At 41.0% G+C, this 25,092-nt stretch carries 23 protein-coding genes and 1 riboswitch; of the genes, 14 read left to right on the top strand and 9 right to left on the bottom strand.

The window, feature by feature from the left end:
* Window positions 1-217: 217 nt before the first annotated feature.
* The 5 genes from SB775_RS09550 (at window position 218) to SB775_RS09570 (ending at window position 4,669) form a co-directional block, all read left to right on the top strand.
* Window positions 218-874, top strand: coding sequence for a 5-bromo-4-chloroindolyl phosphate hydrolysis family protein (locus SB775_RS09550; protein ID WP_061461298.1), 657 nt, complete (start codon window positions 218-220; stop codon window positions 872-874).
* A complete protein-coding gene (locus tag SB775_RS09555; protein ID WP_089362531.1) occupies window positions 871-2,043 on the top strand; it encodes a toxic anion resistance protein in 1,173 nt (390 codons plus the stop codon). The genes SB775_RS09550 and SB775_RS09555 overlap by 4 nt, the downstream gene beginning before the upstream one ends.
* Window positions 2,044-2,054: 11 nt before the next feature.
* Complete coding sequence (locus tag SB775_RS09560) at window positions 2,055-2,624, top strand: nitroreductase family protein (protein ID WP_410861442.1); 570 nt, start codon at window positions 2,055-2,057, stop codon at window positions 2,622-2,624.
* 199 nt (window positions 2,625-2,823) lie between these two features.
* The gene (locus SB775_RS09565; RefSeq protein WP_089362533.1) at window positions 2,824-3,330 is read left to right on the top strand and encodes an SEC-C metal-binding domain-containing protein; all 507 of its coding nucleotides are present in this window, start codon (window positions 2,824-2,826) and stop codon (window positions 3,328-3,330) included.
* Between the two features lie 340 nt (window positions 3,331-3,670).
* Complete coding sequence (locus SB775_RS09570; RefSeq protein ID WP_410861443.1) at window positions 3,671-4,669, top strand: S8 family peptidase; 999 nt, start codon at window positions 3,671-3,673, stop codon at window positions 4,667-4,669.
* A 47-nt stretch (window positions 4,670-4,716) separates the two neighbouring features.
* Here SB775_RS09570 and SB775_RS09575 read toward each other — a convergent pair whose 3' ends face one another.
* From SB775_RS09575 to SB775_RS09595, 5 genes are all read right to left on the bottom strand, one after another.
* Window positions 4,717-5,379, bottom strand: a complete 663-nt coding sequence (locus SB775_RS09575) for a YcnI family copper-binding membrane protein (RefSeq protein ID WP_410861444.1) — start codon at window positions 5,377-5,379, stop codon at window positions 4,717-4,719.
* 18 nt (window positions 5,380-5,397) lie between these two features.
* The gene (locus SB775_RS09580) at window positions 5,398-7,026 is read right to left on the bottom strand and encodes a copper resistance protein CopC (RefSeq protein ID WP_410861445.1); all 1,629 of its coding nucleotides are present in this window, start codon (window positions 7,024-7,026) and stop codon (window positions 5,398-5,400) included.
* A gap of 616 nt (window positions 7,027-7,642) precedes the next feature.
* Window positions 7,643-9,268 carry a PAS domain S-box protein gene (locus tag SB775_RS09585; RefSeq protein WP_410861446.1) on the bottom strand — a complete coding sequence of 542 codons (1,626 nt, stop codon included), beginning with the start codon at window positions 9,266-9,268 and terminating at the stop codon, window positions 7,643-7,645.
* Between the two features lie 115 nt (window positions 9,269-9,383).
* Window positions 9,384-10,040 (bottom strand): TVP38/TMEM64 family protein, encoded by a 657-nt coding sequence (locus tag SB775_RS09590; RefSeq protein ID WP_089362536.1) that lies wholly within the window; start codon window positions 10,038-10,040, stop codon window positions 9,384-9,386.
* Between the two features lie 121 nt (window positions 10,041-10,161).
* A complete protein-coding gene (locus SB775_RS09595; RefSeq protein WP_410861447.1) occupies window positions 10,162-10,647 on the bottom strand; it encodes a QueT transporter family protein in 486 nt (161 codons plus the stop codon).
* 6 nt (window positions 10,648-10,653) lie between these two features.
* Window positions 10,654-10,698: riboswitch (PreQ1 riboswitch) on the bottom strand.
* 159 nt (window positions 10,699-10,857) lie between these two features.
* On the opposite strand from SB775_RS09595, the gene SB775_RS09600 reads away from it, so the two are divergent.
* Both SB775_RS09600 and SB775_RS09605 read left to right on the top strand, forming a co-directional pair.
* The gene (locus SB775_RS09600) at window positions 10,858-11,379 is read left to right on the top strand and encodes a YbaK/EbsC family protein (RefSeq protein WP_410861448.1); all 522 of its coding nucleotides are present in this window, start codon (window positions 10,858-10,860) and stop codon (window positions 11,377-11,379) included.
* Window positions 11,380-11,594: 215 nt separating this feature from the next.
* The gene (locus tag SB775_RS09605) at window positions 11,595-12,407 is read left to right on the top strand and encodes a hypothetical protein (RefSeq protein WP_089362539.1); all 813 of its coding nucleotides are present in this window, start codon (window positions 11,595-11,597) and stop codon (window positions 12,405-12,407) included.
* Window positions 12,408-12,491: 84 nt separating this feature from the next.
* Here SB775_RS09605 and SB775_RS09610 read toward each other — a convergent pair whose 3' ends face one another.
* Window positions 12,492-12,788, bottom strand: a complete 297-nt coding sequence (locus SB775_RS09610) for a DUF3892 domain-containing protein (protein ID WP_061461310.1) — start codon at window positions 12,786-12,788, stop codon at window positions 12,492-12,494.
* A 276-nt stretch (window positions 12,789-13,064) separates the two neighbouring features.
* On the opposite strand from SB775_RS09610, the gene adhP reads away from it, so the two are divergent.
* Window positions 13,065-14,078 carry an alcohol dehydrogenase AdhP gene (gene adhP / locus SB775_RS09615; RefSeq protein WP_061465944.1) on the top strand — a complete coding sequence of 338 codons (1,014 nt, stop codon included), beginning with the start codon at window positions 13,065-13,067 and terminating at the stop codon, window positions 14,076-14,078.
* Window positions 14,079-14,132: 54 nt separating this feature from the next.
* Here adhP and SB775_RS09620 read toward each other — a convergent pair whose 3' ends face one another.
* The 3 genes from SB775_RS09620 to SB775_RS09630 are packed head-to-tail and all read right to left on the bottom strand — an operon-like array spanning window position 14,133 to window position 18,342.
* Complete coding sequence (locus tag SB775_RS09620) at window positions 14,133-15,563, bottom strand: sigma-54-dependent transcriptional regulator (RefSeq protein ID WP_410861449.1); 1,431 nt, start codon at window positions 15,561-15,563, stop codon at window positions 14,133-14,135.
* Between the two features lie 4 nt (window positions 15,564-15,567).
* Window positions 15,568-17,181 carry a sensor histidine kinase gene (locus SB775_RS09625; RefSeq protein WP_410861450.1) on the bottom strand — a complete coding sequence of 538 codons (1,614 nt, stop codon included), beginning with the start codon at window positions 17,179-17,181 and terminating at the stop codon, window positions 15,568-15,570.
* A 12-nt stretch (window positions 17,182-17,193) separates the two neighbouring features.
* Window positions 17,194-18,342 carry an iron-containing alcohol dehydrogenase gene (locus SB775_RS09630; protein WP_089362542.1) on the bottom strand — a complete coding sequence of 383 codons (1,149 nt, stop codon included), beginning with the start codon at window positions 18,340-18,342 and terminating at the stop codon, window positions 17,194-17,196.
* Between the two features lie 276 nt (window positions 18,343-18,618).
* Here SB775_RS09630 and SB775_RS09635 point away from each other — a divergent pair, with 276 nt between their 5' ends.
* The 6 genes from SB775_RS09635 to SB775_RS09660 all read left to right on the top strand — a co-directional run bounded on the left by SB775_RS09635 (window position 18,619) and on the right by SB775_RS09660 (window position 24,977).
* Window positions 18,619-20,025, top strand: coding sequence for a M28 family peptidase (locus SB775_RS09635; protein WP_410861451.1), 1,407 nt, complete (start codon window positions 18,619-18,621; stop codon window positions 20,023-20,025).
* Window positions 20,026-20,579: 554 nt separating this feature from the next.
* The gene (locus SB775_RS09640) at window positions 20,580-20,768 is read left to right on the top strand and encodes a hypothetical protein (RefSeq protein WP_061461318.1); all 189 of its coding nucleotides are present in this window, start codon (window positions 20,580-20,582) and stop codon (window positions 20,766-20,768) included.
* Between the two features lie 275 nt (window positions 20,769-21,043).
* Complete coding sequence (locus tag SB775_RS09645) at window positions 21,044-21,721, top strand: response regulator transcription factor (protein WP_061461320.1); 678 nt, start codon at window positions 21,044-21,046, stop codon at window positions 21,719-21,721.
* Window positions 21,718-23,097, top strand: a complete 1,380-nt coding sequence (locus SB775_RS09650) for a sensor histidine kinase (protein WP_289321144.1) — start codon at window positions 21,718-21,720, stop codon at window positions 23,095-23,097. Before SB775_RS09645 ends, SB775_RS09650 begins: the two co-directional genes overlap by 4 nt.
* Window positions 23,098-23,196: 99 nt before the next feature.
* Window positions 23,197-24,303, top strand: a complete 1,107-nt coding sequence (locus SB775_RS09655; protein WP_410861452.1) for an ABC transporter permease — start codon at window positions 23,197-23,199, stop codon at window positions 24,301-24,303.
* Window positions 24,300-24,977 carry an ABC transporter ATP-binding protein gene (locus tag SB775_RS09660; protein ID WP_410861453.1) on the top strand — a complete coding sequence of 226 codons (678 nt, stop codon included), beginning with the start codon at window positions 24,300-24,302 and terminating at the stop codon, window positions 24,975-24,977. The genes SB775_RS09655 and SB775_RS09660 overlap by 4 nt, the downstream gene beginning before the upstream one ends.
* The last annotated feature ends 115 nt before the right edge of the window (window positions 24,978-25,092 follow it).

The raw sequence follows: 25,092 nt of genomic DNA on the forward strand, positions 1-25,092 counted from the left end.
CGTAATAACTTATGTAAGTTCCGGTGAAGTGTCTAGGCGTTTGCCCATAATAGTGGGAAGAAGAGATAATTTTATCGAAAAAATTTCAATAAATTTGCAGAAACCATGCTGTTCCTATATCGTTTAGTATAGGAGAAAATCTTTCATCCATCTTGAAACCAATCTTAAAGATAATCCGTATATATAGAAAAGAGTGTAAGTCAGGAGTGTAAAGATAATGAATCGATTTCTTGCTGGTTTTGTTCCGATATTGATTGCATTTCCAATGGTTTTGCCGTTTTGGATGATTAGCTATTTTGGATTGAATCAACCGTTTGTCCTATCTGTTGTCATATCCTTAGCAGGAGGGGCGCTTTCTTATTGGTTAAGTTCCGTTTATTTTTCATCAAGATTCCTGAAAAAGCATGAATTGACGAGAAAAGAATACCAATATATAAAGAAAAATTTAATTGAAGCAAAACCGAAAATATGGCGGGTGCAAAAGGCACTAATCTCGGTCAGGCATATCTCTTCTTTTAAACAGAGGAAGGATATGATTAAAATGATCAGGAAAATATATAGTCTCACGAAAAAAGAACCGAAGCGTTTTTACCAGGCGGAGCAATTTTATTACTCGCATCTGGATTCAGCTACGGAGCTCGCCGAGAAATATGTTTTTTTATCACAGCAGCCAAAAAAGAATAAGGAACTTGAACTTTCCTTAACAGAAACTCGTAAAACCTTAAAAGAACTCACTAAAACGATAGAAAAGGATTTATATAAAGTGATTGCCGATGATATCGATAACCTTAACTTCGAATTGGACGTTGCTAAACAATCCATTAAAACTAGAAAAGAGTCACAAGTAATTGATGAAAGCAGGAGGTTAAAATGAATAACAATGATCCAAACCTGTTGAATAAAACGAATAACGCCAGTTTGATCGATGATCTTTTAGCCAATCCATTCGATGGGGTGCAGGAACTTGAGAAAGTATCTTCCCAGGAAGCGAAACCGGTTAAACTGATTGATGTCATTCCTGAAGAGAACAGGGCAAAGGCTTATCAGCTCGCCGAACAAATCGATCCAACGAATCATCAAGCGATGATATCCTATGGTACACCCGCCCAATCAAAGCTCCTGACCTTTTCAAACTCGATGCTTGAGCATGTCCAGAAAAAAGATGTAGGTGAAGTGGGCAACATTATCAGTGATTTAATGAAGAAGTTAAACGAGCTGAGCCCGGATGAGCTTAAACCGGATAAGCCCTCATTTTTTGCACGCATGTTCGGGAAGCTCTCGGGATCTGTACAGGAGGTGCTCTCCAAGTATCAAAAAACAGGGGCCCAAATTGATCGAATCAGTGTAAAACTCGACCGGAGCAAGAATATCCTGTTATCGGATATTGTAATCCTTGAAAAGCTATATGAAACGAATAAAGAATATTTCCAGGCTTTGAATGTTTATATTGCAGCAGGGGAAATTAAACTCGAAGAAATCCATGAGAAAACGATTCCGGAACTAAGGAAGTCCGCTGAATTAAGCAATGATCAAATGAAATTTCAAGAAGTCAATGATATGCGGCAATTTGCTGAACGGTTGGATAAAAGGCTTCATGATTTGAAATTGAGTCGTGAAATCACTATTCAAAGCGCACCGCAAATCAGGCTGATCCAAAACACGAATCAGGCACTAGTCGAGAAAATACAGTCTTCGATCATGACGGCCATTCCACTTTGGAAAAATCAGGTTGCGATTGCATTGACCTTAATCAGGCAGAGGCATGCTGTAGAAGCGCAAAAGCAGGTTTCCAAGACTACAAATGACTTGTTATTGAAGAATTCTGAAATGCTGAAAACGAATACCATTGAAACGGCTAAGGAAAATGAGCGGGGACTTGTCGATATCGAAACATTAAAGAATACGCAAGCTAACTTGATTTCCACGCTTGAGGAGACCATGCGGATTCAAGAAGAAGGCAGGCATAAACGCCGACAAGCCGAACAGGAATTGGCGTCAATGGAAAATGAACTGAAACAGAAACTATTAGAAATAAAGGGATAAGGGGAGATAAAATGGAAACTATTGAAGCTATAAAAACGAGAAGAAGCATTGGAATCGTCAAGCAAGATCCGGTACCTAAAGAAATGATCGAGCAAATCATAGAAGCTGGAACATATGCACCTAATCATCATCGAACGGAGCCCTGGCGTTTTTTTGTATTGACAGGAGAAGGAAGAAATGAACTTGGGCAGGTATTCGAAGAAATAACAAGAATTGAAAATGCTGATGATACCCCGGAAGATTTAATCAGTAAGCTTGAAAGGCAAAAAAAGAATCCCTTAAGGGCTCCTGTCATCATCGCAGTGGGCATAGAGCCTAGTGATAAGAAAAATGTCCTCGTTTCCGAGGAATATGCGGCAGTGAACAGTGCCATCCAAAACATGCTTCTTGCTGCACATTCCCTAGGTCTGGGAGCAGTATGGAGAACGGGGAAAATAACTTATCATGAAAAGGTCCGGGAATATTTCAAGCTATCCTCAAAGGGGGAAATACTGGCTTTCATATACTTGGGTTATCCTGACATGGAGCCGAAACCTGCTAAGAAAACACCGATTAATGAATTGACCACTTGGATCGAATGAAAGATTAAGGATTAGGGGCAGCTGCAGCAGTGCAAAATCACTGCTGCAGCTGTTTTTTTGCCTTCAATAAGGCTTCCATATATCTGCTTTAACGAAATGGATTTGGCCTCATCAGGCTTCGTTTCAAGTGACGATTGATGAATTAGGTTGTACAATACATAGGAAGAATAAACTTTGATGAATTAGGATGTGTCTATAGATGAGAACGATTGATCCATTTGAGATCCTCGATGGAAAAGCGATTAAATATTTGGATGTTTTTGGCGTTGAGGATGGCATTGCTTTAAAGAGTAAGTATGAAGATAAAACGTATTGGATATATGATTATTATTGCATGCATCAGACTTGTGATTGCCAGGAAGTATACCTTGAATTCGTTGAGGAGCGCAAGACCAATAAACAGGCTGGACAGCATTTTGGAGTTAGGGTTTCTTTCAGGGATAATCAATTTGCCCTGGAGGATTATAATATATCCAAGCAAAAGGCGATGGATATCGCGGAAGATACGTTAAAGTACAGTAAAGATGTAATGGAGTTATTTAAACAGCGGTATCAGCAAATGAAGGAAAAAGGCACGCAAATTATCATGGAAAGTGCCAAGGCAGCTAAAATGCCGCACGTCCATGAAAATCCAGTAATTGGAAGGAATGAACCTTGTCCATGCGGAAGCGGGAAAAAATACAAAAAATGCTGTGGTGCAGCTTAACATCCATGGAAGCTGACTCGATTCTGGGGTCGCTTCTTTTTTAGTTGCGAAAAGTGCTTAGCTTTAAAATGAAATTTGATAATTGATAAAAAACATGTAGAACAAACAGAACATTTGTTCTATAATATGAATTACCAGATAATAAAAGAAAAAGAAATAAAAAGTAGTTATTTAGACGGAATTTTCCGAAAACTTCTTTTTTATTTTTAAAAATCTGGTATATATAAGGGAGAAGAGTTTTTTGATCTCATCTCTTTCAACGGTAGACGGCAACCAGACGGGATGAAAATCCCCACACTGTTGGCAGTTTAACTTATTGAACGAAGGAAGGGGTAATCAAATGACAAGAGAAAAAAGATTAATACCTTACAAAGTACTTGAAGTAATGGACACGGTGAAAGAGAAGATTCCCGAGGGTGTAGAACTTGTGAAGGCCCCGGCAGTTTGGGAAAAAGGCAATTATGGTGAGGGTGTGGTAGTTGCCGTCATCGATACAGGCATTGATAAAGGACATCCAGATCTTAAAGAAAGAATCATCGGAGGGAAGGATTTTACCAATACCGGGGATTATCAAGATGATAACGGACATGGGACACATGTGAGCGGTACAATTTTGGCTGCCGTTAATAATGCTGGTGTAGTTGGAGTGGCTCCTAAAGCAAGCGTATTAGCGTTAAAGGCCTTAAATGGTCAAGGGCAAGGCGAAATAGATTGGATTAATGGAGCTTTAGAGTATGCAATCAATTGGCGGGGACCTAATGAAGAAAAGGTTTCTGTTATTTCACTTTCACTAGGCGGTCCAGCGGATGAAGCTGAACACAAACTCATTCAAAAGGCTCTTCAGAACGATATCCTTGTCGTTTGCGCCGCTGGAAATAGTGGCGATGGGCGTCATGAAACGGATGAAATGGATTATCCTGGAGCATATCCCGAGGTAGTGGAAGTAGGAGCTGTGGATTTAAACAGAAATTTAGCTGATTTTTCAAATACAAATGATGAAATTGACTTGGTGGCGCCAGGGGTTGGTATTCTTTCTACGTATCCAGGAAATAAATTTGCAAGGCTGAGCGGAACGTCGATGGCTACGCCTCATGTAAGCGGTGCAGCAGCCCTCTTGAAAGTGATTGCGGAAAAGGAATTTGACCGCGAATTAACTGAATCGGAATTATATGCACAGTTAGTGAAAAGTACGGAAGACCTGGGAATAAGCAAAAAGGCACAGGGCAATGGAATGCTTAACCTAACGATAGCGGGACAAAGAGTGGAAAATTCCATTAATACTACCATAAAATCAGAAAACCTTCAGTTTCCGAGTAAATCGGTAGTCATGGAAAATTAGAAGTGAAAAAAGGTGCCCCATGATTCTTGGGGCACCTTCCATAATGATTATTTTTTATTTTTCCTAAGAGCTGCAAAAAGCGCTACAATGGAAAGAATTAGTGATATGACAGCCAGAGTGATGATCAGCGTTTGATTGCTATCACCTTCTGTTGTTACGGAATCCTTGGCATTGTCAGCAGTCTTGGAATTATTAGTGTCTGCTTCATTTTTGTGACCATGGTCCGTAGATCCGGCAGCATCCTTGGGAGCTACCGAAATTTCCGTTACAGAATGCGGTAGGTCTGAGCCTTCATCACCGCTCCATTCAACAATTTCACCATCTTCGTAATATTGAAATGCATCCCAGGCCACTTTCGTTTCTTCTTTAGGATTTTGGGCAACGAATGAGAATTGCTGGAATTGTCCAGCGGTTATTCCTTCTTCAGTTGCTGCCCAAGTTACCGTTTTTACATGCCCATCTTTGTCAGCCTTGGTTGTCACTTTCCATCCTGGTACAGGCTGATAGCTTTCAAAAGTAACCCCTTCAGGTACTTTTAAAGTCACCTTTGTGGTGGCAGTCTCTTTTTCAACGGGCACTTTGAGTGTATAAGTTTCCCACGCCTCAGGTGCAGATGAGGTTGGCTTGACCGTAACGTGTGCATACGCAGAACTAGAGAAAATGAATAATGCAGCAAATGTGGAAATAAGAAGCTTTGAAATGTTTTTCATTTGTATTTATCCCTCCTGTTATGAATTCCCTATGAAAATTGTAAAATCAGCATTGATTGAATCCAGGCTATCAGTTAATCCGTGAATATGGATATTCCACTTTCCTGGCATGGTTATTATAGACTTTGATGCAAATGTACCTGTGCTTTTTTCCTTCATTTGCAGCTTTATCTCACCGCCTGGCGTATCTACTGGCTGCATAGTGATTGTAAGCTGTTCTATTTCAGCTATCGGCTTGCCTCCATTGGATAGATCTACTTGAATCAGGTTATCCCCGACTTTATTCGGAGTCACCATTAATGTGACCTCATTATTTTCATTAGTCAGTAACGTTTTCTCTATTGGACCGGGAGAAGACATGGCAGTTTGGACATTTGTCAATAGAGCCGCAACAATGAGTACGACGATTCCTAAACCAAACTCCATTCCCACACTATAACCAAGTTTTTTAACCCGCTTTTTCCCCCTGAAATAATGAAAGGCCCCTAAAACGATCATGACTAACATGAGACCAATTTTCGCAAGTAACAATTGTCCATATGTTGTATTTATCAATGAATGGATAGTCGGTACATGCTGTAAACTGCTATAGATCCCGCTAATGATCAGTATGATTACAAACAGAAACGACCATCTGGAAAACCTTTGAATGATTGACCAGTAAAAGATTTTCTTATCGTCTGCCTGCCGATTAGCAAGTCCAGGCAAAATAACCAATAAGGCCAAAAGGCCGCCAAGCCATAAAGCCATGGACAATAAGTGGAGGAAATCCATCAAAACGGCCAGAACCTGATTAGGAACAGCTGCCGTATGTCCAGTTAAAGCCTTACAAACCATCAAGATTGCTATTATGATGAAAGAAAGGAAGGGTAGTGATTTAATCAGTGTGTTCTCGAGCATGAAATAAATAACTAAAAACAGAAGGAGCAACAATAGAATTTCTATGATCCAGATGGTACCGAAGCTTGTAGCATTCAATACTTCTTTTATAAAAGTCCCATTAAACGCATCCGCCCAACCTACACCAGCGTCAATCGTCACTTTTAAAGGCAGACTGCAGAAGATGGAAAATGCTAGACCTGCATATGAAAGCCAAAGGTATAGACGAGCCCTGCTGCTGGCTTCAAAAAGACGAGAACCCTTCATTAAAGATAATTGGAAAAAAAGGATTCCGGTAAGGGCCGCGAAGCATATGTATTGAAGACTTTGCAGGAAAACGGTGATGGAATCCGGAAAACCTGCGTTCACTTTGGAAATTTCTTGATTTGGTAGGACCGTTGAATCTCCAAATTGAAAGGGGATTGTCCCTTCAATGGGATGGCCATCGCTGGAAACCACTCTCCATTTTATGTAGTAAATCCCTTCATCAATAGTGCCTTTCCACTTAGCTTCCAGTACTTTTTCACTTTGTTCCGAGATTGCACTATCTTGAATTTGAATTTTGTCCCCATCTTGGCTGAATACCTCAAGCGAATGGAAAGCTGGTTGTATATTCTCACTGAATTGAATGCTGATCTTTTCAGGAAGTGTATCCATCACTTCATTCGGGCTAGGATTAGAGCTTATTACTGTAGCATGACCAGAAGCCATTGCCGGGTATAAAAGCAAACTGAATAGGCTGACTACCAGCCATAAATAATTCTTCATCTTGGTGTGCCATCATCCTTTCATCAGATTATGTAAGCTTATTATAAAAGGAAAATGTGAAAAAACAGTGAAAATAAATTAGTTATCTAAAGGCAGTTTGAGAGGTTCACTAAAAAAGTGATAACAATAAGGTTAGATTTGCCTAGCTTCCACCATTATAGCCAATAAAACATCGGATGGGAAATATTGGTGGTGATTCCCTTACGTAAAAATCAATAGGCCTGTGGCGCAAACCCGATTAAGAAGTAATTTTTCAAGGATAAAGCAAAGACGGCTATTTCAGTTACAGTTTTAAAGGATCGGGAGCGACGTAGTCCTTGTTTTTCTAAAGGATATGGATGTGGAAAAGGATAAGGATAAGGAAGAGACCGTGGATGATGTCAAAAAAAAGAGGCGGTAATTGAGGCAACGCAAATGGGTACAGCTGGCAAAACAGAGACCGTTACATCCAATAACGCAGGAGGGCAAAGGATACTTAAAGGGGAACCAACCTGATGAGGCTGTGTCATTCTTGAGGGAAATCAAGGATTTCTTTACCTCCCTATTTTAATTTTATCAAGTATAGTTCCGAAACCTGCAAAAAGGACAAGATAAAGGCTTGTCCTCCGATTTATACTTATATGGGCAAAATGATTTGGACCTCGGTTCCATGGTTTAGTTCGCTGTTAAAACGGACCTTCCCCCGGTGCGCTTCAATGATTCGGCAGCTGACTGTCAATCCTAACCCTGTTCCTTTTTCTTTAGAAGAATAGAAAGGTTCACCAAGATGCTTTAACCGTTTTTTTTCTATTCCGCTTCCATTATCTTTGATGGTAATGGAAAGGTTATTGTCCATGCGCTCGAAATCAATCAAAATGTGATCGGCGGATGCCTCCATTGAATTCTTGAGCATGTTAATGAATACTTGTTTTAATTGGTTTGCCTCACATAACAGAAGCGGTATTTCGTTTTTAACAGATATTGATATTTGGGTGGGGTACGAGTCCGCCTCTGGTTTCAACAATGTTTTGACATCATTCATCAGTTCGATGATTTGATGTTTGCTGAATGGAAGTTCCTGTGGTTTTGCCAGAACGAGTAACTCACTTACAATTAGATTGATCCGGTCCAATTCACTTAACATAATCGTGTAGTATTGTTCATAGGGATGGTCGCTCTTTTTAAGCAGCTGGACGAAGCCCTTTAAAGAAGTCAACGGGTTTCGTACTTCGTGGGCTACACTTGCGGCTAGCTCGCCAACTATCGACAATTTTTCGGTTCTTCTCAAGCGTGCTTCAGTTTCTCGAATTTGAGTGACCTCTTTAGCATAAGTGATGATCCCGACCAAATCTTCGCCAACCATCATCGGGACAAACGTACATGAAAGTAAGATGGACTTCCCGTACTTCGTTATGAATTCTATATCTTTCCCTTTTTTGATCCCCTTATGGTTTTCCATGACATATTGGCAAGATGTACGGATTAAATCCGCATCTTCTGCTGAAAATTTCAAATTAATGAATGAGGCACCATGTATTTCTTCTTTTTGAAAGCCTGTTACCGTTTCAAACCTTGGATTTACGGTCGTGATCAATCCGTTTAAATCAAGCATCAGCATCGGATAAGGATTGTGTTCAAACAATGATTTATAGCGTTGTTCACTATCGAATAATTGTTTCTCCGCGACAACCCTTTCAGAAATATCCCTGCCAATGACGACTAAGCCTTTTCGTGAACCATCCTCATGGAACAGAGGAACTTTGATTGTATCAAAGGTCTTGTGATTGCCGTTGGGAAGAGGGATGATTTCCTCACATCTTGTGATTTCCCCTTTTACCCACGTTTCTTCATCGGAACCTTCACAGTATATCAACGCCTCTTTATAAAATTCGGAGTATTCTGCGAGTTCGCTGTCTTTTTTTCCTTTATAGTCTACATGCTCCAATTGAAATAATTGCAGCCCGAAGGCATTGGATTCAAGCCATCGGCCATCACCATCCTTGAAGTTAACGAAATCCACCATTGAATTGATGAGGGTACGCCGACGTTGTTCCGCTTCTTTTAATTGTTTGAATTCTTCCCTTTTAGCTAAGTAAAGGTATAAGATCAAGCCTATAGATAAAAGGAAAAAAATGCCTTCCGCTCTTTGAAGTTGAATGAAGAACTCTTTGTTATGGATATTTGTAGTTAAAAAATAGTCGAACACGACTAGTGTAAGAATCCCGGATAGGATATAAATTGCTAAAATGGAGCGTTTGGACATGGAGATTCTCCCTGATTTTAAGACATTTCAAAGGTAAAATTACATACACATTTTAACAAACTATCGGAAAAAAATATATGCAGAATCCTAAATAAAAAAACAGGGGCCAATGCGGTCACCTGTTTTTTCTGAATAAGGATAGTTTCTTTTTCTTTTTTGCACGCTTATAGATAATGAAAAATAGTAAGAAAAGGAGTGCAAGTGCAGCTAGCGTATATTGGTTCATTTCAACGGATAGGAATCCATATGGGATTAGAGATAGGAAGAAAAAGTATATAAGGTTGCCTAGTGCCGTCGCAAATAAAAAATCCTTGAAAGTGACGGTGCTGACTCCAGCTGCCAAGTTAATTAAACTTGTTGGGATAAGCGGGAAAATCCTGCCGGTAAAAACGTACATGAAACCATGCTCTACAACAGTTTCTTGCCACTTTTTTCCCATCTTCTTTAAAAGAGGTTCCTGAAACCAGTTTCTTGCTGCATAAAAAATAAACCCTGACGCAACAACACTTGTAAACCAACTCCATAGGTAGCCATATATGAATCCGAATATCGTGACATTGATAGTCAGGAGCAATATTAAGGGGATGATTGTAAATGAATTTTGGACAAACATCAATACGAATGTCACAATAAATGTAAGCAATAAGTTTTCCATCAATATGCCAATAACTGAATCCAAGTCACTTTTCCAAATCAAAGTAAATAATTCTGCATTTGAAAAAATAAATAATGCCATTACCAATAGACCGGTTAAAGTCAGGACTTTTTTCAAAGGGTCACCACCATTCTGACTAATAGTTTATCATTTTCAAGTTCATTGGTGAAAACAGAGCTGTCGCATGATGCAGACAGCTCTGTTTACATTATAGTGGGTTAACGACGCGAGGATTCCTTTATAGCCACTTTTCAAACTGAATTCTTTTGTTCATTCCATAAATAATTGGCGCACCAATCAAGAGGACAACGAACTCACCAACAGCCGTGGTCATCCAGCTTAACCAGAATGGTAAGCCAAAGGCAAGGTTCAGTTCAATTGCAATTAAGAACATTGTGAATGTGAAAAAGATAATCGTGGCGAACATTCGTCCTTTAATGCTTTTTATGAACCGAGATACAAAAATGACAAGCAATAAGGCGAGTACGGATTGCCCTACCCCGAAAATCAAATCAAATGGCACCATCGGCGAAAAAAGCAGATTAGATATGAAGACGCCGCCCACGATACCGTAGATATACTTTTTATTGAATACAATCAGATGATTCAACATTTCCGGTACACGAAATTGGAACATCTCAAAAGCAATTGGTTTAAACACCAATGAGACCGCCACATACAAGGCAGCCAATAACCCGTTTATCACGAGTGTACGAACATTCATTTTACTCTCTCCCTAGTTTTTTATCGTGGGATGGTTACGAACCACGTTAAGGCTTTTGCCCGAAGATTAATAGTATCTCATGTAAGCTTGTTTGGTCAATTTGTAAAGAATGGTTGTATTTATAAGGCAGGGGAAGTCCAAAAGGATTTTGATTTATTGTAATGAAGGATGATATTATTTTTGTATGAACTTCAAAGGAGTGAAAATTATATGTGTATCAAGAGTGTCAAAAGCCATTTTAAACAATGGGACCGGGAAGGCGATGTAATGGAGTTCGAAACATCGAGTGCTACGGTGATTGAGGCAGCAGTTACCATCGGCGTTATCCCAGCACGGATCGCTAAGACTCTTTCCTTTAGGGGGGAAGGTGAACATGCTATTTTGGTTGTAGCGGCAGGGGACGCAAAAGTGGATAATAAGAAATTTCGTCAGGTGTTCGGATTCAAGGCACGAATGTTATCACCTGAGGAAGTGCTCGAACAAACAGGCCATGCCATCGGAGGAGTTTGCCCATTCGGACTTGCAAACAATCTAGATGTTTTTCTTGATGTATCAATGAAGCGCTTTGAGTCATTGTTCCCGGCATGCGGCAGTACGAACTCTGCAATAGAACTTACACTCGCTGAATTATTTGAATATTCAGGAGCAAAGGGTTGGGTGGATGTTTGTAAGGCTTGGGAAGGAGAGGGGAATGAGGAAACGGCGGTAGGCAATGCTGTTGATGGCATTTGATTTATGGTGCCAAAAAGATCCAGATGAATGGGATTGAGTCCACATGGGTGGACTTTATTTATTGATGACATGGACATTTTATTATTCAGTTAGCGGTTAAAGCCTTATAAACTTGTTCGAATGCGATTGCTCCAAAACTTTTGAAGAGGCAAACGCTCTTAAAGCGGTTCGTGATTGGTAAAACGTGCAGAAAGTTCATAAGCGGAGGATGAAAGATGTTAATTGGAAGCCATGGGAAAAGCAATAGCAGCTATCTTAGTCTTAAAACTCTTTATGAGGAAAATATCACGGTAAAGAGCATAGCCCAGGAGCTTGAGTTTTGCCATAAAAACGATCTGGCGCTGGATATCCAGAAAGCTCTGGAAAAAAAGAATTTTGATATATTGGCAGTGCAAGATCAAGGAGAAATCATCGGATATATAGATAGGGAAGAACTAGGTGAAGGGAGCGTTTCGGAATATTTAAGAAATTTTTCACCAAGGGAAATGGTTTCGGATTCAACCCCTTTGATCCAGCTTCTCCATATTTTTAAGAATAAAACAAGGGTGTTCGTATTGGAGAATAATTCAATTAAAAAGTTGATCACCCATGCCGACCTTCAAAAGCCTCCAATCAGGATGCTCATATTCGGATATATTACCTTATTGGAAATGAGGATGAGCGATATCATCATGGATAGATTTGGCGATGGCACCTGGCATCCAATGATCAGCGAAGACCGTTTAGAAAAAGCAACCGAATTATATAGGAGGAGAATCGATAAAAATGAAGATATCAATTTAATAGAGTGCCTGCAAATCAGTGATAAATTCGACATCATACATAAGGATAAACAACTGAGGTGTTTCTTCCAAATCCCTTCAAAAAGTAAAGGGAAAAAGGATGCCAATGCCATCCGGAAATTACGTGATAAGATTTCCCATGCTAATGAACTGGGTCTGGACATGTCGTGGATGGAAATCATTGAGGTTGTCGAGTCCTGTGGCCAACTGCTCGAAATCTCTGAATCCTATCAGTATGAAAAATAAGGATCCGGCTATCATGCTGGTTCTTTTTTATCGTTTAGATCCAGACAGAAAAAACTGCCCATATCAGGCAGTTTCCCCGTAAACTTAAAACTCCGGTAGTTGATCCAGGTTATTTTCTTTTATCCCATCGGGCTCACTCCGCAATATGTCACGGCCATATTTATGAAAGACGTCAACATTGGCCAGGTTGCCTGCTTTGGCTTCCGAAAGGGCAGTGGGGTAGTCGAGCTCGCGGCCGGAGTCCGTCTTGATGGCGATAATATTGTCCTCTTCATTTTTCCTTACGGCGATGATTTCTTCTTTTCCAGCTGAATCAAGTTGGTTTGCTTGCGGTGTTCCTTGCTGTTTATAGGATTCATAGGCTTTTTCAAATTGGTCCATGTTTTAGACACCTCCTATTTATAGGGTGAGCTATTTGGTCTGCAATATACAAACCGGATTTCGTCCGATTTGAGCCGTTAATTCGTCCAGAAGTGCCGACTTTTCGGCACTTTTTTTTAGTGAATGCTGTTGTCTTGGCCTTTTGAAGTGGCATGGCACTTGCATCTTGTATGTGTGGTAGTAAAAAAAATATCCACTTAAATTAAGGGAGGAATATGAATCATGAATGTAAAACAAGGGGAAAGCACTTTCAATGCAAAACAACAGATTAGGACAATGAAGGCAGCAGTCGTCAATGAATTCAACCAAGAACTTGAGATTAAAGAAGTACCCATCCCAGACTTGGTTTATGGTGAGATATTAGTGAAAATTAAAGCATGTGGCGTGTGTCATACCGATTTACATGCGGTACATGGCGATTGGCCAGTTAAACCTAAACTTCCGCTTATCCCTGGACATGAGGGTGTAGGCATTATAGAAAAGGTGGCAGAAGGCGTAACTTCCTTGAAAGTAGGTGACCGTGTTGGGATCCCATGGCTTTACTCGGCCTGTGGCGATTGTGAGTATTGTCTGACTGGAAGGGAGACGCTTTGCTTGGATCAACTGAATGCAGGCTATTCCGTGGACGGGGGATATGCGGAATACTGTAAAGCACCTGCCAAATATGTGGTGAAGGTTCCTGAAGGGCTAGACTTTGCGGAAGTTTCACCGATTTTCTGTGCGGGTGTAACGACTTATAAAGCACTTAAAGTATCAGAAGCGAAACCTGGTGATTGGGTAGCGATCTATGGAATTGGCGGATTGGGACATGTTGCCCTTCAATATGCGAAAGCGATGGGCTTTAATGTCATTGCTGTCGATATTCAAGATGATAAGCTTGATCTGGCAACGGAGCTGGGGGCGGATTTCACTGTTAATGGGCTTAAGACTGATCCTGTACAAGCCATAAAGGATAAAGTTGGTGGTGTGCAGGCAGCCATTTCTGTAGCGGTTACGAAAAAGGCATTCGAACAGGCATACAGTTCAGTCAAGAGGGGCGGGACACTGGTCGTAGTTGGACTGCCGAATGATGAACTTCCAATCCCGATTTTTGATACAGTACTAAATGGGGTAACTGTAAAAGGGTCAATCGTAGGCACGAGAAAAGACTTACAGGAAGCTGTTCAATTTGCGGCAGAGGGAAAAGTAAGAACAAATATTGAAACAAGAACACTTGATGAAATCAACGACGTGTTTTCGATGATGGAAAAAGGAGAAATCAACGGGCGCATCGTATTGACTTTAGAATAAGAACAAAAGGAGGATGCCATAGAAAAGGGCATCCTCCTTTTTGGTATTTTTGTCTTATGTCTGGTTCTTCTCATTTAATATATAGCGCAGTTTCCTTATGGATATCTGCAAGCGTTTGGCAGCTTCATTCCGGTTGCCGTATGTTTTTTGCAGCGCCTGCAAGACGAGTTCCTTTCCAATTGTGGATTGAAGCTGTTTGATTTCTGTAAGGATTTCTTCAAGCATCAGTTCATCTTTCTCATTAAAGTCAGCCACCAGCTTTTTTCGCCACTCTTCAAGAAGGTTTTCAGTTGCCTCAGTCTCATTCGGAGGCTCTTTCTTGTTCGGAGTAATCTGGCTGTTAGTTAGTGAGATATCATTGGCGGTTATTTCTGACTTATGGTCTGCGAGAGTCAGCGTCCGCATGACCACATTAGATAGTTCGCGTATGTTGCCTGGCCAGTTGTGTTGCTGTAACTTTTCAATGGCTACATTGGAAAAAGAGATATCTCCCTGACCATTTCTCTCAATCAAATGCCGGACAAGCAGGGGAATATCCTCTTTACGTTTCCTTAAAGGCGGGATTTCTAGAGTCACAACGTTCAGTCGATAAAATAGATCTTCCCGGAATGTTTTTTTGTCAACTGCCTGCTGCAGGTTTTCATTGGAGGCCGCCACTAAACGGGCGTTCGTCCGTAATGTCCCGCTACTACCAACCCGCATGAATTCCCGCGTTTCCAAAACTCGAAGTAATTTGACTTGAATGGCCGGACTTGCATCAGCAATTTCATCAAGGAAAAGCGTCCCGTTCCCCGCAATTTCGAAAAAACCCTTTCTCAGTTGGGTCGCTCCGGTGAAAGCGCCCTTTTCATGACCGAATAATTCGCTTTCAAGCAGGGATTCAGTGATCGCTCCGCAATTGATGCCGATAAAAGGTTCATGGTTTCGGGGGCTGGCTATGTGGATGAAGCGTGAAAGCACTTCTTTCCCGCTTCCGGTTTCTCCTTCGATTAATACATTGACGGATTTTTGGGCAACCTTGAAGGCCGTTTCAATCAAATTCTTCATTAAAGGACTTTCACCGACAATGAGTCCTGAATCCTCGGCAAGCTTATGGATGAAATGCTGGTTCAAAGCTTCATTTTCATTCAATAGGTTGTCAATCTGCCTTTCCAGTACTTCAATATCCACGAAGGGTTTTTCCATGTAATCACTCGCGCCAAGTTTCATGGCATCAACAGCGGTCTTGACGGTGCTGTATCCGGTCATGATCAGTACCTTGCAACGCGGCTGCAGTTGTTTTAGATGCTGCAGGAGGGAAAGTCCATCGCAATCCGGAAGCTTCAAATCTATCATTGCGACATCAAAACGCTGCTGATTCCAGTCGATTTCATGAAACTCCTTCCCGCTATTCACAACTTGTACGAGGTAACCTTTCATCGTAAAAAGGCGGGATAGAAAAGTCCCAACCTCTTTCTCATCGTCTACCACAAGTAAATGAATCACCTTATCATCCCCTTTCCTCTCCTTGTATAGGAAGCCTCAGGAAAAAAGTGCTTCCATGTCCTGGTGTGCTCAAAACGTCGATCTTTCCGCCATGGTCCTTGGCGATGCCAAGGCTTACAGACAGCCCCAAACCTGTACCCTTTTCACGGTCTTTAGTCGTATGAAAGGGATGGAATATGAAGGGCAGGCGTTCTTGTTCAATCCCTGTTCCGTTATCAGTCACCTGAACCACCATGAACTTGTTTTCTGAATAGGTAGCGATCGAAATCGATTTTTCCGATTGCGCAGACTCATCCAATGCGTCCTTGGCATTCAATAGCAAGTTGATGATGATCTGTTCGATCTGCGGCTGGCTGCCCTTTATGAAAGGAAGGTCTTCCTGAAGGCTAAGATGGAGGGAGATTTGCTTCTTCCCAAGTTGGAACTTCAATAGGTTCAGAACCTGGTGAATGGCCTCGTTAATAGAGTAATAGTGGAACCTATACTCATCCTGCCTAGAAAAGGTAAGCAGGCTTTTCACGATTTGCCTGCATCGGTCCCCGCAAATCTTAATGTCGTCCAATAGCATATAATCCGGATTGTCCTGTGGGGTTTTCCGTAATAAAATTTGCGAGTTACCAAGAATGGCCGTTAATGGGCTGTTCAACTCATGGGCAATCCCAGCTGCCATTTCACCAATCGCCCCAAGTTTACCGGCATGTAATAGCTGGACTTCCATCTGTCTTCTTTCTGTGACATTTTTATAATAAGCAATGACCCCATATACTTGGTGCTCCTTATTCTGAATCGGGTAAGCATGCATTTCCAAGATGGTATCATGCTGAAGGAGAATTTCCTGAAATCCTGGCATATTAAATGAAAAGGTATCTTGAATAAGAGATTGGGATGCTTCAATTAAAGGAACCAAGTCGGAAAAGTCCCGGGCAGAATCATTGGATTGATAGACAGATCCTTTGTGATCAAAGACGATAATCATATCTTCAACTGCCTTGAACGTATCCTCCCACTCCTGTTTGGAATGAAGAACTTCCTTATAAAGCTGGGCATTCTCCAAAGTAAGTGCAAGCTGATTGGATAGTTGCTCAAGAAAATCCAGTTCATCTTTATGCCATGTTTTCTTTTTCTTCCTTCCGAAAGTCCAGATTCCGATTTTTTTACTTTTTCCGTACAAAGGGACTAATAGAAGTGTTTCAATTTCAAGGGATATTAGACGTTCTTTTTCTGGGAAGTCCGGTAACCGTGTAACTTCCACCTGAATGGGCTGCTTGTCTTTCAAGACGGACGAGAAATCCTGAAAAGGGTGTAACAGGTTATTGGAATCCATTTCAAGTTCGCAGTGACCATTGGGGCAGATATGAAGCAGGGCAGGTTCTTCCTCATACAATATGATAAAATGACTGTCATCGAATGTAATGAGCTGCTTGAGTTTCGCAATGACATTTCGGAGAATTTCCTGGATGTCGATTTCAATATTCATATTTTTAGTGATGTCATTCATGATTTCAAGCTGCATATTTTTCTTCTTCAACTGATCCACGGTTTTCTTAAGTTCCGTGTAATACGTTTTTTTTGAAGATTTCACACCTGTCATTAAATCTATCAATTCAAGTTTATTCATGCCTTTCACCTCTTAAAGGGCTGTAAGAAGCAGCTGATTAATCTGTTCTAATGACATATCACGAGGATTTGTGATCATGCAGGCATCCTCAAGTGCGGTCATCCCTATGGGTTCTATCATTTCTTTCGTAATGCCGACATCACTTAAACTCTTGGGAGCTCCTATATCCTGGGATAATTCCCTTACGAAGTGAACGGCTGCCATTCCAGCTTGCTGCTCGGTCAATGCCCGCGTATCGATGCCCATGATGTCTGCCATCTCACTGAATCGCCTTGGTGAGGCAATTCGATTAAAATCCATGACATGGGGAAGCAGTATCGCATTGATTTCACCATGCGGAAGAAGGTATTTTCCGCCAATTGCATGTGAAATGGCATGGGCCGCTCCCAAAATGGCATTGGAAAACGCTAGTCCAGCTTGCAGGCTCGCCATCGCCATCGCGTTTTTAGCTTCCTCATTATGCCTGGATGCTACAGAGGGGCGTAAGTGACGGGAAACGATGGACAACGCGTTTTTAGCTTGTACATCGGTCAACGGTGTCGCAGCGATAGAAACGTAGGATTCAATGGCGTGGGTTAAAACATCCATTCCAGTAGCCGCGGTCAAATCCGGTCCCAAGGTGGTTAAGGTACCAGGATCGATTATTGCAATATCGGGGACGAGTGATTTTGAAATGATCGTCATTTTTTTCTCGCGGAATGAATCGACGATCACCGAAAACTGAGAGACCTCTGATCCTGATCCGGCCGTAGTCATAATCATCACCATGGGTGGGAGGGGAGAGTGGACTTTATCAACACCTTCATAATCACTGATGATGCCACCATTCGTAGCTAAAAGGGCTACCCCTTTGGCGACATCCAAAGCACTGCCTCCTCCCAAACCAATGATGGCATCGCATTCTTGGTCATTAAATGCCAAACAGCCGGCTTCAATCTCCGTGTCTTTCGGGTTGGTCGTCATTTCAATGAAGGTAGCAAAGGCAAGACCCACATCTTGGCAGGATTCAATGACTTTATCTAACCAGCCAGCATTGGCAACACCGGAGTCGCTGACTATCAACGCCTTTTTGGCACCCAACCGTAAGCAGGCCTCGCCAGCTTGTTCTATCGAACCTTTTCCAAAAATCACTTCCGGCATCACAAATTTAGTTATCGACATCTTTGCGCCTTCTCCCTATAAAAATTCAATTTCTATTGTATTATTTTCCCGAAAAAGAACGAAAATCCTGTTTGGATACCAGGTATTTTTATATAATATGACAAAGTATCAAACGATTGAGGACTTTTGTTATGAGTCAAATCACCTAACTATTTCTTTTATTTGTAAATTCATTACTTTAGACATGGATTAATAGGGATAAACCTACCTAGTTAGAATTTTCTGTATATTGTAAAATGATGGAGGGAATCTATTGAACTAGGAGGCAGGCAATCTATGAAAAAACAATTTCTATCCGTATCATTAGTCGCGGCATTAACATTCGGAGCAGCCGGGACCACTACTACCGCTTTAGCAACACCGAGTTCTTCTCCAGTACATCATGTGCCATCCACAGACAAGCAAATCGTTAAAAGGATCGATGTCGACAAAATCTACAAGAATATTGAATACCTCTCACAAACACCTCGAGTTGCCGGTACTGATTCGGAGTATAAGGCCGTCCAATTCATCAAAAAGCAGTTCGAATCTTATGGCTATAAAGCCGATATTGACGAGTTCAGTTTTTTATCCTATACAGACCCAAATCTGGTCGAGCTGTCCGTTGACGGGTTTGATGAGGAAATCCAAGCGAACCATTTAACTTATTCAGTTAATGGTGATCTATCCGGTGAAGTGGTATATGCCGGCTTAGGAACGAAGGAAGAGCTTGAAAAAGCGGATGTTACAGGGAAAATCGCCCTTATTCAAAGAGGCAGCTTCACTTTTGCAGAGAAAGTATTGAATGCAGCAGAAAAAGGGGCAGCAGGTATCATCCTATTCAATAATGCAGATGGGGAATTAAATGGGACCCTTGGAGGGGCTAATGATCAGTATATTCCATCTGTCACGATAACGAAAAAGGATGGAGAAGCACTGCTTGAAAAATTGAATGCTGGAGTTAAACTGGCAGCATCATTAAAGATTGAAGGAGCACATACCGGAGAGAAAACCTCTTATAACGTGGTGGCAACAAAAAAAGCAACAAAGAACATTAAGGCTAAGAAGAGCGATATCATCTATATCACTGGACATCATGATTCCGTCGCTGGGGCACCTGGAGCGAATGATGATGCATCAGGCACGTCCGTCACACTTGAACTTGCACGTGCACTGAAGAATCTTCCTACAGATACGGAACTTCGCTTCGTCACCTTTGGGGCCGAGGAAAATGGATTGCTTGGTTCACAGAATTATGTGGAGAACCTCTCTGATGATGAGATCAAGCGGACGATTGCAAACTTCAACCTGGATATGGTGGGAAGCAAGGACGCTGGAGATTTGGTCATTTTGACTAATGATGGAGAGTTGAATCTTGTGACCGAGCTGGCTCAGGCATCAAGTACAAGGCTGAATGGCGAGCCTACTCCATATGGACAAGGCGGACGCAGTGACCATGTATCTTTCGCTGAGGCTGGGATTCCCGCTGCTTTATTCATCCACAGTCCATCAGAACCTTGGTATCATACTCCTGATGATTCCATTGATAAAATCTCAAAAGAAAAGCTTCAAGATGTTGCTGGAATTGTCGGAACCGCTGTCTATGACCAAGCTAAAATCGAAGCTAAAGAGCCAAATCCAAATCATAAAAAAGGGGAAAAGGTGAAAGCTCCGCATTTATTTGACGAAAAGGAAATCAGATAATGCATTAAAAAAGTATGAATTTCAGAGGGTGCAGCTGCACTCTTTTTTTATGTTAAAAAATGAATAAACGGGGGAAGTCTAATTCATAATCCTTCCAAATGGGATGGATTCCCTATGTAAATGAAGTTAATGAATTATTTTCTATTAATCCCTATGCTGAATATAAGGGAGAGTTGTTTCCAGTATCAGAAGAAAGAACAACAGGAAAAGTATTGTTGGATACAACCAACACTGAACTTGCTATAAAGATGAGGTTTGAACGAACAGATAAATATATATATCCAAATATGTGGAATAGGATTAAGTGGGAATTACCAAGGAGAGGAGGCCTTATTCAATGGATTAATTTTTTCATTTAAATAGCCTTTAAGGTTAAGGGCCTATTTTTATACCCACTATTATACAAACTGGTTCACCAAGTTGTTTACATAAAGTAAAAGAGGATTATTTTTTCCGGAATTGGGTAAAAAGTATTAAGCTGTCTTTCATTTAATATCTAGCACTAAGGTTTCTTTATTCTTTTGAATAAGGATGGTTTGGTGGGAGGTGATTAAATGAGAAAGGCCTATGGTATAAAAAGTTTAATAATTTACTTAGAATCGGTAAATTATCCAATTACCGAAAAGGAAATCGATGATCTAATATTAAATAAGAAGATACCTCATCTAAGACCCATAAATAATTTACTGATTTTTAATTTAGATCATATTGATGGCTGGCTTAGTGATCAATTAAAACCTTAGTTAATTGAAGCCCTGCTTTAAGCGGGGCTTTGATCTGCTATCTAAGTCTATTTATAAAACCCCGTTAATATGAAAAGTAACCAGATGGAAAAAGGCGGCCAAGGTGTTCATGAAGACCTTGGCCGCCTTTTTGTTTATCTTCTTTTTTTTGCCTATTAGTGGCAAACTAATTTATAAGGAACTGGAGTTGGAATGAGTATTTGTTGTTTTACAGGTTTAATTATTGCTATTGTATGTGTAGCTAGAGCTATAAAAGAAGTGGAGATGTGGTTTCTATGATACATATATTAATTGCGGATGATGATCGGCATATTCGGGAGTTGCTTAAATTTCATTTGGAAAAGGAAGGATACATGGTATCGGAAGCGAAGGACGGGAATGAAGCTTCCTTGAAACTGGAGAGGGAACGGATCCATCTGGCGGTTGTTGATATTATGATGCCGTTTAAAAACGGACTGGATCTTTGTAAGGAAATCCGGGATCAATATGATCTGCCTGTCATTTTATTGACTGCCAAAGATCAACTTATCGATAAGGAAAAGGGATACTTTGCGGGTACGGATGATTACCTCGTCAAGCCATTTGAGCCACGGGAACTTCTATTTCGGATAAAAGCGCTATTGCGAAGGTACCGTATGGTGAATTCTGAATCCATATCATTGAATCAAACGATTATTGACCGGAAAAGTTATGAAGTGAGAATAAAGGGGAATACGTTGCTCCTGCCGCTTAAGGAATTTGAGCTGCTGGCTCAGCTGGGGAGTTTTCCTGATCAGGTCTTTACGCGTGAACAGCTTATTGAATTGGTGTGGGGTGCTGATTTTGAAGGGGATGATCGGACGGTTGATGTCCATATTAAACGGTTAAGGGAACGTTTTGCCGGGCGTACGGATGATTTTGTTATAACGACTGTCCGTGGCTTAGGTTATAAACTGGAGGTCAATAGGAAGTGAAAACACTATATTTCAGGATAGTTATTCAAACCATTTTGATCATGGTGCTTGCGAGTGTCATCGCTTTTTTGATTTCCAATATCTATTATCATAAGGTTCAGAAACCTTACAATGGCGAGAAGATAAGCAAAGTGGCAAGTGAGATTGTCTCCTTATATGAGGAAAACCCAGATCAGGATATTGATGACTATTTAAATCATATAGCAGGATTGCACTATCAAATGTATCTTTTTAATGAGCAGGGTGAAGGAACTTTATATGGGGAGCCGTTTCGGGAAACGGCTTTGGATCCAGACACGATTTCCGGAGTTTTGAACGGAAAAACGTATCAAGGGATCGCCAATTATAATAATGGGCTATTTATTACCGGTTTTTTTGAGGATGTATTAATCAATAGCATTGGCGTTCCCATGAACGTGAATGGGGAAAGGCATGCATTGTTTGTAAGGCCGAATATAGAACTGCAGTTTGGAGAGTTCCGTTTTTACCTTTCTGTTTTGCTCGTACTTACGCTCCTACTCAGTTTTTTATTTGTTATTATTAACACGCGTTTCATCGTTAAGCCAATTACGAAATTAACAGAAGCTACAAAGAGAATCGCTGATGGGGATTATAGTAGTAAATTGAATGTTACCCGGAGTGATGAAATTGGGGATTTGGCACAACATTTCGCGAAAATGACTCAAAGCATACAGCGGTTAGATGATATGAGACAGGAATTCGTTTCAAATGTTTCTCATGAAATTCAATCTCCGCTCGCATCCATCCAAGGTTTTTCTCAAACCCTTCAATCTGAGGAATTAACAAAGGAACAAAGAAATAATTACTTGTCCATTATTGAAAAAGAAAGCAGGCGCATGTCGTTGTTAAGCAAACAGCTCCTAATGCTTGCTTCCTTGGATAAAGAGGATGACCCGCTGCAACGTTCCAATTTCGATTTAGCACAACAAATAAGGCAAGTGATGTTTATGCTGGAATGGAATTGGCGTGAAAAAAATATGGTGATTGAAATGGATTTACCATCAACCGTCGTTACTGCAGATGAGAAACTTTTAAATCAAGTATGGACGAATTTGATAACCAACAGCATTAAATACTCCGAAAGCGGCAGTTCGATCGTTATTCGACTCAAAAAAATGGGTAACTTTGTTGAAGTGATGATTTCAGACACGGGAATGGGAATTCCAGAAGAAGACCTCCCTTATATTCTTGAGCGCTTTTATAAAGTCGATAAAGTGAGAAATCGCAGTGAAACAGGCAGTGGCTTAGGACTTTCGATAACGAAGAAGACCGTTGAACTACATGGCGGAACGATTGAGGTTCAAAGCGAACTTGGCAAAGGGACCACTTTTTATATACGGCTGCCCCTTATGTAATCATTTGTTCATCTTCCATTCATATTGATTGTTTACAATCGGGTCATACCGAATCAAGTAGGAATTGATCGGTAAACAAAAGGAATGGGGGATGAAATGATGTTTTTGGCAATACGTGAACTAAAGCATTCAAAGTTACGTTATCTGCTGATTGGACTGATCATGGTATTGGTCGCTTTGCTTGTCTTTATCATTTCAGGATTAGCTAATGGACTTTCTTCAGATAATGCTTCATCCATACAAAATATGAAGGCCGACTATTTTGTCATGGAGCATGACTCTAAAAATAAATTGAACCGATCGATCATATCCATGGAAAAACTAGATGAAATCCGTGCTTCCTCGGATGTTAAAGCAGCCGAGGGTCTTGGGCAAATGATGACCACATTGAATAAAATCGGGTCAACGGAAAAAACGGATGTCACGATTTTTGCGACCAATGCTAATGGTATTTTAGCACCGAAGGTCATAGAAGGAAGGAACTATGACAATAAGAAACAAGGTGAAGTAGTTGCTGATCGTTCTTTAAAAGAGGTTGGCTATAAATTAGGTGATTCACTCAAAGATGACCTATCAGGTAAGGTTTTCACCATTGTTGGTTTTACAGAAAAGCAGTCTTACAGCCATTCACCTGTTGTTTACATGAATGTTAAGGGATGGCAGGAGATTAATCCTGCATTGAAAAACCAAGGGGAGGATTCAATCAGCACCATAGCAGTGCAAATGGATTCGAAGGCAGAAGAGAATGTACGTGAATCATTGCCTGAGGATGTAACGCTCATTTCTAAAGATGAATCCCTTCAGAGTATACCAGGGTTCAAAGAGGAACAGGGCACATTGACGATGATGATCGCTTTCTTGTTTGTCATAGCAGCATTCGTTTTGGCTGTATTCTTTTATGTGATTACCTTGCAAAAAACGAATCAATTCGGAGTTCTTAAAGCACTCGGGGCCAATACGGGCTACCTGGCAAAAAGTATTATTGGTCAAGTAATGCTGCTTGCAGTGACATGCATAGCCATCAGTGTTGCCCTGACATATGTCGTCACGTTAATCATGCCAGAGGGAATGCCATTCGTATTGAGTACCGATTTGGTCATTAAATATTCCGTGTTACTTTTGGTTGTATCCCTATTGGGTTCGCTGCTATCACTATACCGAGTAGCGAAGATAGACGCAATCGAAGCAATAGGGAGGGTATCATGATGAGGGATAAACTATTATTTGAAAACGTCAGTAAGATTTATGGGGAAGGCATTAATAAGGTGACAGCCCTTGATAATATTTCCCTGAATGTGAAAGCGGGGGAATTCGTCGCGATCGTGGGTCCTTCAGGCTCAGGAAAAAGTACTTTTCTTTCCATAGCGGGTGCGTTACTATCTCCGAGCGAAGGTCGCTTACTGCTGAATGATGAGGATATTACATCACTATCCTCAAAGGAATTGACTCGGGTGCGCCTTGAAAAGATCGGGTTTGTATTCCAGTCATCGAATCTTGTTCCATATTTAACTGTACGAGATCAGCTGCTACTCATTTCCGAACTGATTGGCAAGCGGGATAAAAAAACTGTGAAAAAAGCGGACGAATTGCTTAGCCATCTTGGACTTGGAAATCGGGCAGATCACCTGCCTGAAGCACTGTCGGGCGGAGAGCGGCAGCGTGTAGCCATCGCCCGTTCGCTGATGAATGATCCTGAAATCATTTTAGCGGATGAACCAACGGCAAGTCTTGATTCCAAAAGAGGCAGGGATGTTGTTGAAATGCTTGCACATGAGGTGAAGTCAAGAAATAAAGCGGCCATCATGGTAACGCACGATGAAAGAATGCTAGATTTATGTGATCGAGTGGTCAATATTACAGATGGCAAGGTATTTGGATGAGTTATACCTAAAACACACGCCCCCTTGAGTTGAATCAAGGGGTAACTGGGCCGCCGCCTCTCCAAAGGAATTAGGAGAGGCGGCGGCCTGAATTCTCTGAAATACTAGATGGAAC

It is taken from the genome of Peribacillus sp. SIMBA_075, from assembly GCF_046534585.1.

Bases quoted from the DNA above. Each gene is read 5' to 3' on its own strand.
- SB775_RS09550 (WP_061461298.1), top strand. From the start codon at position 218: ATGAATCGATTTCTTGCTGGTTTTGTTCCGATATTGATTGCATTTCCA.
- SB775_RS09555 (WP_089362531.1), top strand. From the start codon at position 871: ATGAATAACAATGATCCAAACCTGTTGAATAAAACGAATAACGCCAGT.
- SB775_RS09560 (WP_410861442.1), top strand. From the start codon at position 2,055: ATGGAAACTATTGAAGCTATAAAAACGAGAAGAAGCATTGGAATCGTC.
- SB775_RS09565 (WP_089362533.1), top strand. From the start codon at position 2,824: ATGAGAACGATTGATCCATTTGAGATCCTCGATGGAAAAGCGATTAAA.
- SB775_RS09570 (WP_410861443.1), top strand. From the start codon at position 3,671: ATGACAAGAGAAAAAAGATTAATACCTTACAAAGTACTTGAAGTAATG.
- SB775_RS09575 (WP_410861444.1), bottom strand. From the start codon at position 5,379: ATGAAAAACATTTCAAAGCTTCTTATTTCCACATTTGCTGCATTATTC.
- SB775_RS09580 (WP_410861445.1), bottom strand. From the start codon at position 7,026: ATGAAGAATTATTTATGGCTGGTAGTCAGCCTATTCAGTTTGCTTTTA.
- SB775_RS09585 (WP_410861446.1), bottom strand. From the start codon at position 9,268: ATGTCCAAACGCTCCATTTTAGCAATTTATATCCTATCCGGGATTCTT.
- SB775_RS09595 (WP_410861447.1), bottom strand. From the start codon at position 10,647: ATGAATGTTCGTACACTCGTGATAAACGGGTTATTGGCTGCCTTGTAT.
- SB775_RS09600 (WP_410861448.1), top strand. From the start codon at position 10,858: ATGTGTATCAAGAGTGTCAAAAGCCATTTTAAACAATGGGACCGGGAA.
- SB775_RS09605 (WP_089362539.1), top strand. From the start codon at position 11,595: ATGTTAATTGGAAGCCATGGGAAAAGCAATAGCAGCTATCTTAGTCTT.
- SB775_RS09610 (WP_061461310.1), bottom strand. From the start codon at position 12,788: ATGGACCAATTTGAAAAAGCCTATGAATCCTATAAACAGCAAGGAACA.
- adhP (WP_061465944.1), top strand. From the start codon at position 13,065: ATGAAGGCAGCAGTCGTCAATGAATTCAACCAAGAACTTGAGATTAAA.
- SB775_RS09625 (WP_410861450.1), bottom strand. From the start codon at position 17,181: ATGAATAAACTTGAATTGATAGATTTAATGACAGGTGTGAAATCTTCA.
- SB775_RS09630 (WP_089362542.1), bottom strand. From the start codon at position 18,342: ATGTCGATAACTAAATTTGTGATGCCGGAAGTGATTTTTGGAAAAGGT.
- SB775_RS09635 (WP_410861451.1), top strand. From the start codon at position 18,619: ATGAAAAAACAATTTCTATCCGTATCATTAGTCGCGGCATTAACATTC.
- SB775_RS09640 (WP_061461318.1), top strand. From the start codon at position 20,580: ATGAGAAAGGCCTATGGTATAAAAAGTTTAATAATTTACTTAGAATCG.
- SB775_RS09645 (WP_061461320.1), top strand. From the start codon at position 21,044: ATGATACATATATTAATTGCGGATGATGATCGGCATATTCGGGAGTTG.
- SB775_RS09655 (WP_410861452.1), top strand. From the start codon at position 23,197: ATGTTTTTGGCAATACGTGAACTAAAGCATTCAAAGTTACGTTATCTG.
- SB775_RS09660 (WP_410861453.1), top strand. From the start codon at position 24,300: ATGATGAGGGATAAACTATTATTTGAAAACGTCAGTAAGATTTATGGG.